Below are 15,388 nucleotides of genomic sequence, written 5' to 3'. Positions count from 1 at the left end.
AGCAGTAAAAGGGAAAAAAGAAGAGGCGCAGCGGAGGCTGGTCAGGTCCGCTGCGCGTTGAAGAGTACAAACAGGGCTATGGTCCACAGCAGCAGCACCAGGTGCGTCGTCTGCAAGCCTTCCTGCGCGATCCAGTAGCCGAACCACAGGCCGCCCAGGTGCATCAGCAGCAAAAAGGCGGCCATGGCGCACAAGGCCAGGTTCAGCCAGGGCAAGCCGGCGGCCAGGCCGCCGCCGAACAACAGCGCCACGCCCGTCCAGGCGGCGATGGCGGCCAGCAGTTGCAGCGCCAGCACCGTGAACAAGGCCAGGCGGTGCAGCAGCAGGGAAGTGAGGGCGCGGCGCAGCAGCGGCGTCTGGATGGTGGGGTCCTGGCGCAGCGGGTCCATGCGCATGGTGTTGCCGATGGCCCAGACGGAGCCGTGGAAGGCGTGCAGGTTGTTGATGGCGGCCAAAGTCAGCCAGGCGGCCAGGCCGGTGGCGAGGATGGCGTGAAACAGCCAGATCGAGTGAGACAGTTGCATGGGAAAATCCTGTCAAAAGAGTACCTTGCCAGCATGCGGACGTGGAAACTCCTCGACAGCGGGGAGCTACCGGCCTATTATGCAAGCAATTAGTTGGTTAACTGGCCCCATGATAGTTGAGCGAAATGAATTACACAAGTAAACGTTTGGATAATAGCGAGGCGCCGCAAACGACGGAGCGCATCCTGTATTTCATCAAGACCAAGGGACCCGTCTCCACGGCGACCCTGGCCAAGACCCTGGACATGACGGGCGAGGCGGCGCGCCAGCAAGTGCAAAAGCTGGTGGCGGCGGGCCTGATCGAGGGGCGCCAGGAAGCGCAGGCGGGTGCCGGACGGCCGCGCCAGAACTGGGTCTTGACGGAAGCGGGCAATGCGCGCTTTCCCGACACGCATGCGCAGCTGACGATCAAGCTGATCGGCTCGGTGCGCCAGCTGTTCGGCGAAGCGGGACTGGACAAATTGATCACGCAGCGCGAAGAGGAAAGCCGCAGCGCGTATGCGCTCGCATGCTCGGCGCCGGACTTGCCCACGCGCTTGCGGCAGCTGGCCGCCGTGCGTGATGAAGAGGGCTATATGGCGCGCGTGGAAGCGGATGGCGACGACTGGCTGCTGATCGAAGACCACTGCCCCATCTGCGCCGCCGCGCGCACCTGCCAGGGCTTTTGCCGCTCCGAACTGCAGCTGTTCCAGGAAGTGGTGGGGCCAAGCGCCAGCATCGTGCGCGAACAGCACGTGCTGGCCAATGCGATGCGCTGCGTCTATCGGATCACGGTGCTGTCCTAATCCTTCGGAAACAGCGGCCAGGTCAGCAGCGCCACCAGCCCCGCCAGCCACCACACGACGGGCCAGCTGCTGGCCGCCAGCACGTGCGGCAGGGTGACCGGCGTGAGGAACAGCCCCACGTAGACGGCCGTGTTCGCCATGCCCAGGGCCGTGCCCGCATTGGCGGCGCCAGCGCGGGTCGCCAGTTCCGTGTAGGCCACGCCATGCCAGGCGGACACGGCGATGCCGGCGAGCACCACGGAGGCCATCAGCAGCCAGCCCGGCGCCGGCAGCCAGGCGATGCATCCCAGCAAAATGAATGACGCCAGCGCCACCAGGGCCGAGCCGCGCAGGTAGCTCGGCCGGTTCGCGTGGCGGTCCGTGTGGCGTCCGCTCCAGATGCGCATCACCATGGCACCCATTTGCAGGGCCACCATCACGGCCGTGATGGCCGCCAGGCCCAGGCGGCCATGGTCGTGCAGGAACACGGTGGCATAGCTGAGCACGGCAAACTGCGGCACGCACAGCAAGCCGATGGCGGCCACCATGCGCCAGACCTTGCGATTCTGCAACGGCGGTGGCGGCTTGACCTCAAACAGGCTCGTCAGCGCGTTCTGCGGCCCCGTGGCGGCCTCGGCAGAGAAATCGGGCTCATGCATCCAGCGCCACGTCAAAAACGCCGACAGGCCGCATACGAGGGCCAGGGCGCCAAACACGGGGACAAAGCCGTAGCGCGATGCCAGGCTGGGCAAAATCAGGGCGCCGAGGCCGCCGCCCAGCGGCACGGCCGTCTGGCGGATGCTCATGGCGAAACCCCGTTCGCCCGCGCCGAACCAGCGCATCACGGCGCGGCCGCTGGCGCCGTTCACGCTGCCGCCCAGCACGCCGACTGCCGCCAGCCCGGCCGCCAGCGCCCATAACGGCGGCACGGACCCGCCAGCGGGCGTCATCCACAGCAGCAGGACCAGCAGCGCCAGCATGGTGCCCAGCAAGCCCGTCAGCAGCACGGGCCGGTCGCCCCAGCGGTCGGTGGCCATGCCCCATGGCAATTCGGTCAGGGCCACGCCCAGGCCCATGGCGCCCAGCGCCACGCCCAGTTCGGTATTGCTCAGGTGATAGCCGCTGCGCAGCCAGATGGCCGTCGTGGGCATGCCGTTGGCGGCGGCGGAAAAACTGGCGTTGGCCGCCACGCCGACGGCCAGCACTTTCCAGCGGTGGGCGTCGCCCGGCGCGGGCGCGGTGACGGGGACAGGAACAGGAATGGCTTGGCAGCTGGTAGTCATGGCAGGGAGAGGATAGTGGTTGACCCTGGCAGTGTGGCGCGCTACGATCATTCTGAATATCAGATAATTTACGCTGAACCATCCCATAAAACAGGACGATTAACATCACGCCATGCACCAGCTCAATTTCGACATCGCCTTCTTGCGCAGCTATGTGGCCGGCATCGAGCTGGGCAGCTTTGCCCGCGCGGCCGACAAGGTGGGCCGCTCCACCTCGGCCGTCAGCGCGCAGCTGAAAAAACTCGAGGAGCAGGCGGGCATGCCCCTGTTCCGCAAGGATGGCCGGGGGCTGGCGCTGACGCCGGCCGGCGAAGTGCTGCTCGGCTATGCGCGCCGGTTGCTGGAACTCAATGACGAGGCGGCCGTTGCCTTGCGCGGCGCGGAACTGGAAGGCTGGATCAGGCTCGGCTTGCAGGAAGATTTTGGCGAAGCCTTGCTGCCCGACGTGCTGGGGCGTTTTGCCCGCGCGCATCCGAAAGTGCGCATCGAAGCGCACGTGGCGCGCAACACGGCCCTGATGGAAGGGCTGGCCATGGGCCAGCTGGACCTGGCCCTGCTGTGGGGCGGCGCCTGCATCGCCGACGTGGCCGCCTATCCGCCGCTGCAGCGCCAGCATATTGCCCAACCGTCCATGCGCTGGATCGCCTCGTCCAGCCTGGCCTGGCGGCCCGGGTCGGGCGAGCCGTTGCCGCTCATTACGTTCGACCGCGAATGCCTGTTCCAGCGCTGCGCCACGCAGGCGCTCGATGGGGCCGGCATCGCCTGGCGCACAGCGTTTACCAGTCCCAGCCTGGCGGGACTATGGGCGGCGGCCGCCGCCGGGTTGGGCGTGACGGTGCGCACGGGCCTGGGCTTGCCCTCGACCGTGCGCGCGCTCGATCACGTGGAAGCAGGCTTGCCCGCCCTGCCCCCGCTGTCGCTGGAACTGCTGCGCGCCTCAAGCGTGTCCAGGCCGCCCGTCGAGCGCCTGGCGGCCCTGATCATCGAGTCGCTGCAACAGGATGCCGCTTAAAACGCCTGCGCCGTCGGGCGCAGCACGATTTCATTGATATCCACGTCGGCCGGCTGCTCGATCGCATACGCGATGGCGCGTGCCACCGACGCGGCGGGAATGGCGATCTGATAGAACTCTTTGACGGCCTTGGCGCTGTCGGCGTGGCTGCTGCCCTGGCTCAACTCCGTATCCACGGCGCCTGGCAAAATGACGGTGGTGCGGATGGTGCCGCCGCTGGCCGCCAGCTCGTGGCGCAAGCCTTCCGAAATGGCGCTGACGGCAAACTTGGTGCCGCTGTAGACGGTGCCGCCGGGGCTGAAGACTTTTTGTCCCGCCACCGACGAGATATTGATGAAGTGGCCGCTGTTTTGCGCCTGAAAATATGGCAGGACGGCGGCGATGCCGTTCAGTACGCCTTTGATGTTGATATCGATCATGCTGTTCCACTCGTCGACTTTCAAGGCGCTCATCGGCGCGATGGCCATCAGTCCCGCATTGTTGATCAGCACGTCGACTTTGCCGAACACGGCCAGGGCCGTTTCGACCAGGCGCTGCAGATCCTCGGGCCGGGTGACGTCGGTCCGGGCAATGGCGGCCTGGCCGCCGGCCGCCGTGATTTCCTCGGCGATGGCATTGAGCAAATCCATGCGGCGCGCACCGAGTACGACGCAGGCGCCCAATGCGGCCAGATGGCGCGCGGTGGCTTCGCCCAGGCCGCTGCTGGCACCGGTGATGACGACGACTTTCCCTGCAATAGCTTGACTCATGATGGGTTCCCTGTGAAGGCAGCACAGTGCTGCGGATGACATCGATCAATGCCGGCACAGCTTAGCGCATTTGCGTCCCCTTTTGCTATAAAAAAGATAATTATTAAATGATAATTGTTAGGCGCGAGCAATCAGCACTTGCACGGGCGCCATGGGGAAATCGCTGGCACTGTATTGTTCCACTTGCCGCCAGCCCGTGTCGCGCAGCAGCTGCGCCAGTTCTCCCTGGCGCGTGACGGCGCGGCCCAGCATGCGCATCGGCAAGTAATACGGCAGCACGCGCGCCGCGTCGCCGGCTGCCGGGGCGATTTCCGCCTGCACGCAGACGAGCACGCCACCGGGTTTTAATGCCGCCTGCATCTTGCGCAAGGCCGCCGCCATGTCAGGCACGAAATGCAGCACGGACGAGCACCAGATGAGGTCGTAACCGCTGCCGATGTCGTCGCAGTCCAGGTCGCCGCCCAGGGTCTCCAGGCGCTCAGATAGTTGCGCATGGGCGATGTTCGCGGCCGCCACGGCCACCGTTTCCGGCCAGTCGAAAACGCAGCCCTGCACGCCCGCATGGGCTTGCGCCAGCGCAATGGCCACCCAGCCCGGGCCGCCGCCCGCGTCGAGCAGGCGCAGCGGCGTGTTGCCGTCCGCAAACGGCGCGATGCGCTGCATCACGGACAGGGCGGCGCGCATGGTGACGGCGCGTTGCTCCTGGCCGATCTGCTGCTGCGCGGCGGCGGCCCAGTTGACCCCGCTCGCCGTGCTGTACGGCGCCGCTTTTCCGCCGTCGCGCACCAGCGTGTGCAATTGCGTGGCGAAATGGCGCAGCGCGTGCAGCCGGTACAGCCAGGCGTCGCCGCAAAAGGCCACGGAGTCGCGGCAGAAATACTGCACGGTGGCCGCCGCGCAGCGGTAGCGCTGATCGCTTGCATCTGCACCCGCGTCGGCCCCGTCGCGCTGCAGCACTTGCATGCTCCAGAGCAATTCCAGCAGCAGGGCCGTGTGCGGCGCATGCAGCGACAGGGCCTCGGCCAGTTGCGCCGCCGTGTGCGGCGTGGCCAGCACCTCGAAAATACCCAGTTCCAGGGCGGCGGCCAGTCCATCGGCCTGGACGGGGGCGACGGCCAGGTCCCAGTACGGCTGCAAAGCGTGTTGCGTATCGAATGACATGATCTTCCTTTCGGCGAAGTGGGCATCAACGTCATTTTATGTAACAATGAGAATAATTATCATTTGCATTTGTATGCGCGGCGGCGTTTTTCGTATGCGGGACGGCGCGCGGGAAAACGGGGAGGAGCGATGATGGAACAGGACAGGGCAGCGGCAGGCTGGGTGCGGCGCCAGCTGGACCCGGGGTTGAAAGAGTGCCGCGCCGACCAGCGGCAAGTCGACCAGGGCGTGCTGCTCGTGCATTCCGATTACCGCCCGCGCCTGGCGCTCGTCGAGCAATCGCAGCATGACGACGCGGGCGGCATGGTCATTACCATCGGCCTGGAAGGCGCGTCCGCCTACGCCACGCGCGATGGCGGGCAATTGCGTTTCCAGGGCGGCCACACGACGATGACGGCGTTTCACCACGTCAGCGGCGAGCGCCGTTTCGAGGCGCAGCAACGGGCGGCGCAATTGCGCGTGCTGGTCGACGAGGATGCGCTGGCGCGCTACTGGCCCGAGGGCTTGGCATCCCTGCTGCCCCACGGCGGCGCGCGCCAGCTGGCGCATGCGGCCACCACGGCAGCTGTCGCCCAGCACGCGCGCGCCCTGCTGCGCGCGACGGACCCGCTGGCCGTGCATATCGGCGTGCTGAGTATCCTGGCGGAACAGTTGCGAGGACTGCGGCCGGCGCCCGTTCTTGTGCCGCGCTGGTCCGAGGCCGACATCATCAAATTGGAGCGCGTCCACGCGCTGATGCAGGAGCAGATGGCGCAGGCACTCACGCTCGATTACCTGTGTGCGCAGGCGGGCCTGAGCTTGTTCAAGCTCAAGCAGGGATGGCGCTACCGCTACAACGACAGCCCCCAGCGCACCCTGCTGGCGCTGCGCATGCAGCGGGCAAAGTTACTGTTGGAAAATGGTTGCCAGGTGGCGCAGGCGGGCTGGCAGACCGGTTATCGGCATCCGGCCAATTTCAGCGCCGCCTTCAGCCGCCATTTCGGCTACGCGCCGAAGACCGTGGGACGCGCGGGCGGGTAAAAAGCCGGTGTAGAATCGGCGGGCACGATGTACTCATACGACCTACAAGGAGACATGATGGCCCGCAAAATCTTTGTCAATCTGCCCGTCCAGTCGCTCGAACGTTCCGTGGCGTTTTTCACGGCGCTGGGCTTCAGTTTCAATGCCCATTTCACGGATGAAACGGCGACGTGCATGATCGTCGCCGACGATATCTTCGTGATGTTATTGACGCACGACAAATTCAAGCAATTCACGCCCAAGCAGCTGTGCGATACCACGGTGGCGACGGAAGTGCTCGTGTGTTTGTCGGCCGAGAGCCGGGGCGAAGTCGATGAGCTGGTGGCGAAAGCCGTGCAGGCGGGCGGCAGCATCTACAAGGAGCCGATCGATTTCGGCTTCATGTATGGCCACAGTTTCCAGGACCTCGATGGGCATCAATGGGAATTGATGTACATGGAAGCGAATTCAATACCGCAATAGTTGCGGTATTGAATCCGGTACAGCGTGCTTAGCTGGCCAGCGCCAGCAAATCGACCACTTCCAGCCCGGCCAGGTCTTGCGTCGTGTTGCCCGCAAACGCGGCGCGGCTTTGCTGGCCGTTTTTCAGCCAGGTGCGCGTCACGTCCTTGATCTGGCTCAAGGTGCAATTTAGCACGCCGGTGCGGAACTGCTGGCGCACGGCTTCCGTCGTGCCCCGCTGCTGCATGTTCCACGCCGTCAGCGCTTCCGCGTACGGCGAATGCGGCTTGTCGAGGCCCTTGATGACGCAGATGATGGCTTCTTCCACTTGTTCCTGCGAGAAATCGCCATCGAGGATCTGGTCCAGCGTCGTGCCGAAGTCGGCGAACGTGCCGGCCAGGCGCGGATCGCGGTAGGAGCTCAGCGTGAACGTGCCGGCGCCGGCCGCATAGCTGGCGCTGCCGCCATACGCACCGCCTTTTTCGCGCAGGGCCGTATGCAGCACCTGGTTGGTCATCAGTTCGGCGGCCACGGCCAGGGCGGCAGCGTCCGGATTGTGCACGCCGGGCACGGCCCAGGACACGAAGCAATGGTTGATCTGGCTCGTCGCATGCAGGGCCGTGTTGGCCAGCGGCAAGGCGGCAGGTGCGGCGGCAACGGCTGGCGCGGCCGCATCTTTGCTGGCGGCCGGCAATTCCAGCAAACGGGCCAGGATGATGCCATCCTGTTCCAGGCCAGCGCACAGCACGGTCGGCGGCTGGGCGATGATGTGCGCGTGCAGGGTGTCGAGTTCGCGCGCGATTTCCTGCAAGCCCTCGGACGTCTTGCTCAGCTGCTGCAAACGGCGGTAGAACGGCAAGGCTGCCGGGCCGCCGACGATGTCGTCGAAGCGGCGCGTCGGTGACAGCGGTGCCGCCGAGGCCAGCATGGCGTAGCGGTTGCCCGATTCGGCCAGGCTGCTCAATTTGTCCTGCACCAGGCTTTCGATCAGGAAAGCCAGGCGCTCTTCTTCATCGAAGCGTGGCTTGGCGATCCAGGCCGACAGCACGGCGGCGATCGCTGCATGTTCTTCGCGCAAGCCGCTGGCCGAGAACGACAATTCCACGCGCATCGCTTGTTGCGGGCGGGGAATGGCTTCCAGGCCGATGTGGAACGAGGGCACCATGCTCTGGCGCCAGGCGCTGGCGTCATCGAACGACATGTCGCCCACGCCCAGTTCCGGCGCCAGGTCCGTGTACAGGCGCAGCCATGGCCACGACGCTTCCGGCAGGCTCGACACGTCGTACAGCACGTTGGCATAGCTGATGCCGTTCGAGGCAATACTGAACGCCACGGCGCCGTCGACGGCGGGCGGAATCGGCAGCGCCGGGCGCGGCGCGGCGCTGACGTCGCCCGGGCGGATGCGCGGCAGCACTTCCGAATTCGATGGCAGTTGCTGATGCGCTTCCAGCGCGGCCGACTCGGCGACGATGTGCTCGCGCTCGGCATCCGTCAGCTTTGCCTGCAGGGCGGCAAGCCTGGCGTCTTCCTGCGCGGCGCGGTCCGTGAAATAGGCGGCATCGGGCACCACGTGCGTCGTCAAGCGGGTAGGATTGGCGATCAGTTCGCGCACCAGCTGCTTGAAGAAGGCCGGGTCTTCGATCTGCTGCTCCAGCGTTTCCAAAATCGCCGCATTGTCGAAGGCATCCATCACGTTGCCGTCGTACATGGCCAGCGGCAAGGCGTGCAGCAAACGGCCCAAGCCGTAAGGCATGCGGCCGCTGCTGATTTCGCGCTGGCTGTATTTGATATCGCGCAAGGCCGCGTGCAGCACGGCGGCGGGAATGCCCTCTTCCGCCGTTTCTTCCAGGGCCGTCCAGATGCGCTGGTGCGCATCGGCGATCTGTTCCTGCGTCAAGCCTTCCATGCCGATGTGGAACACCATCTGGCGGATGCCCGCGTCGCGGCCATTCATGTCCGATGGGCGGCCATAGCCGGCCGATTCCATGGCGCGCATGACGGGCGCCGACGATTCGCCCAGCAAGCCGTGCGACAGCAAATGCGCGTGGTAGTAGGCGATGGGGTCGCTCGACTCGCCCATCAGCCAGGCAAATTGCAGGCCGAATTCATCGTCGCGCGCTTCCTGCGACGGAATTTTCACCACATTTTCCTGCGGCGCCGTCCACGCGGGCGCCAGCTGCGGCAGGCGGCGCGGGCTGAAACCGCTGAGCTTGGACAGCACGCGCTCGGCGACTTGTTCCTGCACGGCCGACGCTTCGATATTGCCGGAGGTCATGATCACGGCTTGCGAAGGGTGATAGTGGCTGGCGTGGAATTCTTTCAGCATATCGTGCGTCAGCTCGGGGATATTCAGCGGATCGCCGCCCGATTCCACTTCGTACGTCGTGCCCTTGAGCAAGGCGCTGGCGATGCCGCTGTCGAGCGCGCGCATGGGGCTGTTGAAGGCGCCCTTCATTTCATTGAAGACGATGCCCTGGTACACCAGCTTGTCGCCTTCGAATGCGTGGCGCCAGCCTTCCTGGCGGAAATTCAGGTAATCGAGATTCGGGAAGAAGGCCGCGTCCAGGTACACGTCGAGCAGGTTGAAGAAATCCTTGCGGTCGGTGCTGGCGAACGGGTACACGGTGCGGTCCGGGTAGGTCATCGCATTCATGAAGGTGGCCGTCGAGCGGCGCAGCATCGAGAAGAACGGGTCGCGCACCGGGTAGCGGGCCGAGCCGCACAAGGCCAGGTGTTCCAGAATGTGGGCGCGCCCGTCGCTCACTTCCGGCACAGTGGGAAAGGCCACCAGGAACACCATTTCAGCCTGCTCGGTATGCATGTGGATATGGCGCATGCCCGTTGCTGGCTCGACATATTGCTCGATGGTTGCCTGCAAGACTGGAATGAAGTTGCTGCTGACTTTTTCAAATGTGCTCATGCGGTATGGGATCTCTGCGGTAGATGGTTCGGATGGTCGGTGGACGTGCATCACATCTGGGGGCAAAGCGGCGTATTGCCAGGGCCGGCGGCCACTTTGATGCCTGTGTGAAGTTTTTCCCTATTGTACTAGGAGTATTCGTGCGCCGCCGACGGGGACTTGCCGGCGGCCGGAAAAGCCACAGTGTTGCCAAATTTGCCATTTCAGGGTGGCTGGCGTCTGCGAATCGGCGCTTCGCGTACCATGCGTTTTTTACCAGACTGTAGCGAAGGCCGCACCTTGTCCAGACTTTCTTTTCGCCAACTGTTATTTGCCGCCTTCATTTTGACGACGGGCATTTTGACGGCCACTTCCGTGCAAGCCTTGCTGACCCTGGAGCACCTGGCGCGCCTGGGGCGCGAGACGGCGGCGCAGGCGATTGCCCTGACGGAACAGTCGCAGCGCCTGTCTGAACGCACCCTGGCCATGGAGCGCAGCGCGCGCCAATTCCTCGTGCTGGACGACCCCGTCTTCCGCGAGCGCTACGCGGCGGCGCGCAACGAAGCGGCGGCGGCGCTGCAAGTGCTGAACCGCGCCACGCCCGAGTTCGCCCCCCAGCTGGCCGACGAGTGGACGGTGCAGGCGCAAGCGGCGTGGGAAGTCTTGCAAGCGGGTAAACGCCGCAAGCGCGATGGCCACGCCGTCGTGTACCGCGCGTTTGCCCGCATGACGCAGATCAATGACAGCCTGGCGCGCGAAAGCAAGACGGAAATCGGCAGCCGCAACGACGCCCTGCTGGCCGAGCTGGAACGCCAGCGCCGCCTGCTGGGCCTGCTGGTGGGCGGCGCCGTGCTGCTGGCGGCCTTGCTGGCCACCTGCTTCGGCTTTTTACTCTCGCGCCCGCTGCGCCGCATCGAGACGGCCATCGAGCGCCTGGGCGACAAGCGCTACGACCAGCCCATCGTCGTCGGCGGCCCGGCCGACACGCGCCGCCTGGGCCAGCAGCTGGACTGGCTGCGCCAGCGCCTGGCGGATCTCGATGCCGACAAGGAACGTTTTCTGCGCCACATCTCGCATGAGCTGAAGACGCCGCTGGCGGCCCTGCGCGAAGGCGTGGCCCTGCTGGAAGACGAGGTGGCCGGCAAGCTCAGCGACAGCCAGCGCGAAATCGCCGGCATCCTGCAGCAAAACACGGCCTCGCTGCAAACCCAGATCGAAGACTTGCTGCGCTACAATACCGCCGCCTTTGACGCCCAGCATCTGGCGCACAGCAAGGTGGACTTGCTGGTCTTGCTGCAAGATGTGGTGGCCGGGCAGCGCCTGCAATGGCTGGCGCGCCGTTTGACGGTCGAGGTGCAGGGCGAATCCTTGATCGTGCAGGCCGACCGCGACAAGCTGGCAACTGTGCTGGCGAACCTGCTGTCGAATGCCGTGCGCTTCAGCCCGGAAGGCGGCACCGTGCGGTTTACCCTGTCCGGTGAAGGCGGCCGCGTGCGCATCGATTGCATCGACGAGGGGGCCGGCGTGGCGCCCGAGGATGCCGAACGCATCTTCGAGCCGTTTTACCAGGGCGTGCGCCAGGTGGCCGGCGCGCGCAACGGCAATGGCATCGGCCTGTCCATCGTGCGCGAATATATCGCCGCCCATGATGGCAGCGTCACTCTTTTACCGCGCCAGGCTGGCGCGCATTTTCGGATAGAACTGCCTTTATGATGACGAGAACTTCCCTGGCCGGCATGGCCGCCTGCGCGCTGCTGCTGGGCGCTTGCGCCGCCAAGCCTCCCAAACAGACGCCCGTGCTGGTGCAGACGCCGCCCCGCGTGGTGGTGGTCGCCGATCCCCAGCTGACCGAACTGCTGGCGTATCAAAGCGCCTTGCGCCTGATGACGCCGTCGGAACTGGTGAAGGCGCAACTGGATCTGGCCAAGGCCGATACGGCGCCGCAGAACACCGTCCGCCGCGCCATGCTGCAATCGACCGTGCGCGGCCCCGGCGACCTGGCCCGCGCGCAAGCGCTGCTGGAACCGCTGGCCACGGCCACGGGCAAGGACGCGCAATTGCTGGCGCCGCTGGCGCAATTGCTGGGCAGCCAGTACGCGGAACTGCGCCGCCAGGAAGAGAGCATCGACAAGCTCAATGCGCAGCTGCGCGACGCCCAGCGCCGCAACGACTTGCTCAATGAAAAGCTGGAAGCACTGAAAAACATCGAGCGCAGCCTGTCCGTGCGCCCCGCCGCGGGAGCGCCGAAATGAGCGAGCACGCCCACATCTTATTGGTCGACGACGATCCCGACCTGCTGCGTTTGCTCACCATCCGCTTGAAGGCGGGCAACTATCGCGTGACGGCCGTGGGCAGCGCGGAAGCGGCGCTGGCGCGCCTGGCCGTGGAATTGCCGGCCCTGGTCATTACCGACGTGCAACTACCGGGCCGCGACGGCCTGGCCCTGTTCGATGAAATCCGCCGCCAGCACGCGGCCCTGCCCGTCATTCTGCTGACGGCGCACGGCACCATTCCCGACGCCGTCGACGCGACGGCACGCGGTGCGTTTGCCTACCTGACGAAGCCGTTCGACGGCAAGTTGCTGATGGAAAAGGTGGCGTACGCCATCAACTTGTCCACCGTCATGCCGGCGCCCGCGTCCGGGGACGAGAGCTGGCGTGCCGAACTGATCAGCCGCAGCGCGCAGATGGCCGAGCTGCTGGCCGAAGCCAAGCTGGTGGCCGGTTCCGACGCCAGCATTTTGATCCGCGGCCCCAGCGGCACGGGCAAGGAATTGCTGGCGCGCGCGCTGCACAACGCCAGCCGCCGCGCCAAGGCGCCGTTCATCGCCGTCAATTGCGGCGCCATTCCCGAGCAGTTGCTGGAATCGGAACTGTTCGGTCACGTCAAAGGCGCGTTTACGGGCGCCGTCGGCAACCGCGAAGGCTTGTTTCAGGCGGCCGATGGCGGCACCCTGTTTTTAGATGAGATCGGCGACATGCCCTTGCCGCTGCAAGTCAAATTGCTGCGTGTGCTGCAGGAGCGGGCCGTGCGCCCCGTGGGCGCCGACCAGACGCGGCCCGTCGATGTGCGCTTGCTGTCCGCCACGCACCGCGACCTCGATGTGGCCATGCTTGAGGGGCAATTCCGCGAAGACCTGTATTACCGCCTCAACGTCGTGACCTTGACCCTGCCGCCGCTGGCCGAGCGCCGCGAAGATATCGCCTTGCTGGCGAACCATTTCCTGCAGAAACTGGCCGCCAAGTACGACAAGCCGCTGAACGGCTTCGCGCCCGACGCCTTGACGGCGCTGGTGGCCGCGCCCTGGCCCGGCAACGTGCGCCAGCTGGTCAATGTGGTCGAACAGGTGTGCGCGCTGGCCACGGCGCCGCTGGTGCCCTTGTCCCTGGTGCAGCGGGCGCTGCGCGTGCCGTCGCTGGAAGCGCTCAGCTATAACGAAGCCAAGCAGCGCTTCGAGCGCGACTACCTGATCCAGTTGCTGCGCCTGACGGATGGCAACGTGGCCGACGCGGCCCGCCTGGCCGACCGCAACCGCACGGAGTTCTACCGTTTACTGCAGAAATACGAGCTGACGCCGGCCCTGTTCCGGGCTGACGGCGACCCTGTCGCTGATTAGCGACAAAAATAAAGTGTTAAAAATCAACGGCTTAGACTGAAACATTGACATTGTTGCCACAGGCTGTCGCTGTCAGGCGACAAAAAGCCCGGTTTTTCGCGCCGGATCCGGCGGAAACGCGCTGGAAAAATCGAGTTTGCATGTAAGTCGTTGATTTTGAAGGAAAATTAAAAGCTGGCACGGTGCTTGCTGTATGGGTAGATGTGACGCTTCAAAGTGTTGCTGTTTATTGCTATAGCCAAGTAAGAAGCTTTTAACTTCATTGAGAGGAACTACCATGCAAACATCGAAACTGTTCAATACCCTGGTCGCCGCTATCGTACTGTCGGGCGCCTCGATCACCGCTTCGCATGCAGCTGACTCCGCCCCAAAAGCACAAGCTCCTGCTGACACCGTCGTGGCCGCCAACGCCGCCGCTGCCGTCCCTGATGAAACCATCACTTCGTCGGCCAAGGCCGCCCTGAGCGCCGATGCGCAAGCCGCTGCCCTGCCAGTCAAGGTAGCAACCCAGCAAGGTGTGGTCGTCCTGTCGGGCGACGTGCCGAGCGCCGAAGCGGGTGACCGCGTCGTGCAGATCGTCGCTTCCGTGAGCGGCGTGAAAGAAATCAAGAACGAGCTGAAAGTCAAAGCCGCCGGTTAATTCCTCGCGCTGTACTTTACTCCGGGTTGCCCTGTCTGCGGACAGGGCATTTTTTTGTGCCATTGTGTCCACAAGCCACGCCTGCTTCCAGGCAGATAGCTCGGCAATGGGGTTAGAATAGCCAGCACTGGCGCCGATTCCGGCGCTTTTTGTCATCCACGGCGCAGTGTTGCACGGCTGGGCCGCTACCAGGCTACCGCATGTCTTCATTCTTTCCCGCCGCCCTGTTGCGCAATCTCAAACCCGACAACTTCACCATCGCCCTGCTCGTCACCGTGGCGCTGGCCAGTTTCCTGCCCTGCACGGGCCAGACGGCCGTGGTCTTCGGCAATATCACCACGGTGGCCATCGGCGCCCTGTTCTTCCTGCACGGCGCCAAGCTGTCGCGCGAAGCCGTGGTGGCCGGCGTCATGCACTGGCGCCTGCACTTGCTGGTGCTGGCCAGCACCTTTATTTTGTTCCCCCTGCTGGGGCTGGCCCTGCGCCCGCTGGCACTGACTTTCCTCACGCCCGAGCTGTACGTGGGCATCCTGTTCCTGTGCGCGCTGCCGTCGACCGTGCAATCGTCGATCGCCTTGACGGCCATGGCGCGCGGCAATGTGCCGGCCGCCATCTGCAGCGCCTCGGCCTCGAATTTCATCGGCATTTTTCTTGCCCCCATCCTGGTGGGCTTGCTGGTGGCCAAGGGAGCGGAAAGCAAGTCGTCGGTCGACGCGGTATTGTCGATTGTCATGCAGCTGCTGCTGCCCTTCCTGGCCGGCCAGTTCCTGCGCCGCTGGATAGGCCGCTGGGTCGACCGCCACAAGGCCATGCTGAAATTCGTCGACCAGGGTTCCATTTTGCTGGTGGTCTACACGGCCTTCAGCGAAGCCGTCAGCGAAGGCCTGTGGCACACGATCTCGGTGGAAACCCTGGTCGCCCTGAGCCTGTTCAGCATCGTGCTGCTGGCGCTGGTCCTGGGCCTGATGACGTTCATCAGCCGCCGCCTGGGTTTTAACAAGGAAGATGAGATCGCCATCGTTTTCTGCGGCTCGAAGAAAAGCCTGGCCAGCGGCGTGCCGATGGCCAAGGTCTTGTTTGCCACGCACTCGCTGGGCATGGTGATTTTGCCGCTGATGCTGTTCCACCAGATCCAGCTGATGATCTGCGCCGTGATCGCGCAGCGCTATGCGCGGCGCAAGGACGACGAGCTGGACAGCGGGAAAGTGGCCGCCTGAGCCTGCACCAGGATTCGCGTGAAGCAAGTTCAGCTGTCTTGACCTGTGCCGTGGCAGAACGC

General features: G+C 64.8%; 14 protein-coding genes. 9 read left to right on the top strand and 5 right to left on the bottom strand.

Annotated elements, in window-relative coordinates; genetic code table 11:
• Window positions 1-41: 41 nt before the first annotated feature.
• Window positions 42-524: a DUF2165 family protein gene (locus tag AC07X6_RS15195; protein WP_494791503.1), complete on the bottom strand. Its 483-nt coding sequence runs from the start codon at window positions 522-524 to the stop codon at window positions 42-44.
• Between the two features lie 125 nt (window positions 525-649).
• Between AC07X6_RS15195 and AC07X6_RS15190 the strand changes: the two genes are divergently transcribed.
• Window positions 650-1,309, top strand: a complete 660-nt coding sequence (locus AC07X6_RS15190) for a helix-turn-helix transcriptional regulator (RefSeq protein ID WP_494791502.1) — start codon at window positions 650-652, stop codon at window positions 1,307-1,309.
• Here AC07X6_RS15190 and AC07X6_RS15185 read toward each other — a convergent pair.
• Window positions 1,306-2,571, bottom strand: coding sequence for an MFS transporter (locus tag AC07X6_RS15185; RefSeq protein ID WP_494791501.1), 1,266 nt, complete (start codon window positions 2,569-2,571; stop codon window positions 1,306-1,308). The two genes, AC07X6_RS15190 and AC07X6_RS15185, sit on opposite strands and share 4 nt — an antisense overlap.
• A 112-nt stretch (window positions 2,572-2,683) precedes the next feature.
• On the opposite strand from AC07X6_RS15185, the gene AC07X6_RS15180 reads away from it, so the two are divergent.
• Window positions 2,684-3,583 carry a LysR substrate-binding domain-containing protein gene (locus tag AC07X6_RS15180; RefSeq protein WP_474293757.1) on the top strand — a complete coding sequence of 300 codons (900 nt, stop codon included), beginning with the start codon at window positions 2,684-2,686 and terminating at the stop codon, window positions 3,581-3,583.
• Here the strand turns inward: AC07X6_RS15180 and AC07X6_RS15175 are convergent.
• Entirely contained in the window at window positions 3,580-4,332 is a 753-nt protein-coding gene (locus tag AC07X6_RS15175) for an SDR family oxidoreductase (protein ID WP_230540064.1), read from the bottom strand. The genes AC07X6_RS15180 and AC07X6_RS15175 overlap by 4 nt on opposite strands.
• Window positions 4,333-4,449: 117 nt before the next feature.
• Window positions 4,450-5,493, bottom strand: a complete 1,044-nt coding sequence (locus AC07X6_RS15170; RefSeq protein WP_230540063.1) for a methyltransferase domain-containing protein — start codon at window positions 5,491-5,493, stop codon at window positions 4,450-4,452.
• A gap of 129 nt (window positions 5,494-5,622) precedes the next feature.
• Here AC07X6_RS15170 and AC07X6_RS15165 point away from each other — a divergent pair, with 129 nt between their 5' ends.
• Window positions 5,623-6,513: a helix-turn-helix domain-containing protein gene (locus AC07X6_RS15165; RefSeq protein ID WP_494791500.1), complete on the top strand. Its 891-nt coding sequence runs from the start codon at window positions 5,623-5,625 to the stop codon at window positions 6,511-6,513.
• Window positions 6,514-6,570: 57 nt separating this feature from the next.
• Window positions 6,571-6,975 (top strand): VOC family protein, encoded by a 405-nt coding sequence (locus AC07X6_RS15160; protein WP_494791499.1) that lies wholly within the window; start codon window positions 6,571-6,573, stop codon window positions 6,973-6,975.
• Between the two features lie 28 nt (window positions 6,976-7,003).
• On the opposite strand, the gene AC07X6_RS15155 is transcribed toward AC07X6_RS15160, so the two are convergent.
• Entirely contained in the window at window positions 7,004-9,874 is a 2,871-nt protein-coding gene (locus AC07X6_RS15155; protein WP_494791498.1) for an insulinase family protein, read from the bottom strand.
• Between the two features lie 279 nt (window positions 9,875-10,153).
• Here AC07X6_RS15155 and AC07X6_RS15150 point away from each other — a divergent pair, with 279 nt between their 5' ends.
• The 5 genes from AC07X6_RS15150 (at window position 10,154) to AC07X6_RS15130 (ending at window position 15,326) form a co-directional block, all read left to right on the top strand.
• A complete protein-coding gene (locus tag AC07X6_RS15150) occupies window positions 10,154-11,566 on the top strand; it encodes a HAMP domain-containing sensor histidine kinase (protein WP_494791497.1) in 1,413 nt (470 codons plus the stop codon).
• Window positions 11,563-12,105, top strand: coding sequence for a hypothetical protein (locus AC07X6_RS15145; RefSeq protein ID WP_494791496.1), 543 nt, complete (start codon window positions 11,563-11,565; stop codon window positions 12,103-12,105). Before AC07X6_RS15150 ends, AC07X6_RS15145 begins: the two co-directional genes overlap by 4 nt.
• Entirely contained in the window at window positions 12,102-13,469 is a 1,368-nt protein-coding gene (locus tag AC07X6_RS15140; RefSeq protein ID WP_494791495.1) for a sigma 54-interacting transcriptional regulator, read from the top strand. The genes AC07X6_RS15145 and AC07X6_RS15140 overlap by 4 nt, the downstream gene beginning before the upstream one ends.
• 277 nt (window positions 13,470-13,746) lie before the next feature.
• Entirely contained in the window at window positions 13,747-14,109 is a 363-nt protein-coding gene (locus tag AC07X6_RS15135; RefSeq protein ID WP_034752546.1) for a BON domain-containing protein, read from the top strand.
• Between the two features lie 200 nt (window positions 14,110-14,309).
• Window positions 14,310-15,326, top strand: coding sequence for a bile acid:sodium symporter family protein (locus AC07X6_RS15130; protein ID WP_230540056.1), 1,017 nt, complete (start codon window positions 14,310-14,312; stop codon window positions 15,324-15,326).
• The last annotated feature ends 62 nt before the right edge of the window (window positions 15,327-15,388 follow it).

It is taken from the genome of Janthinobacterium sp. GW460-12-1-14-LB5 (assembly GCF_059423585.1).
The sequence above is the reverse complement of the archived record's forward strand: the minus strand, read 5'-3'. Positions and strand labels throughout refer to the sequence as shown.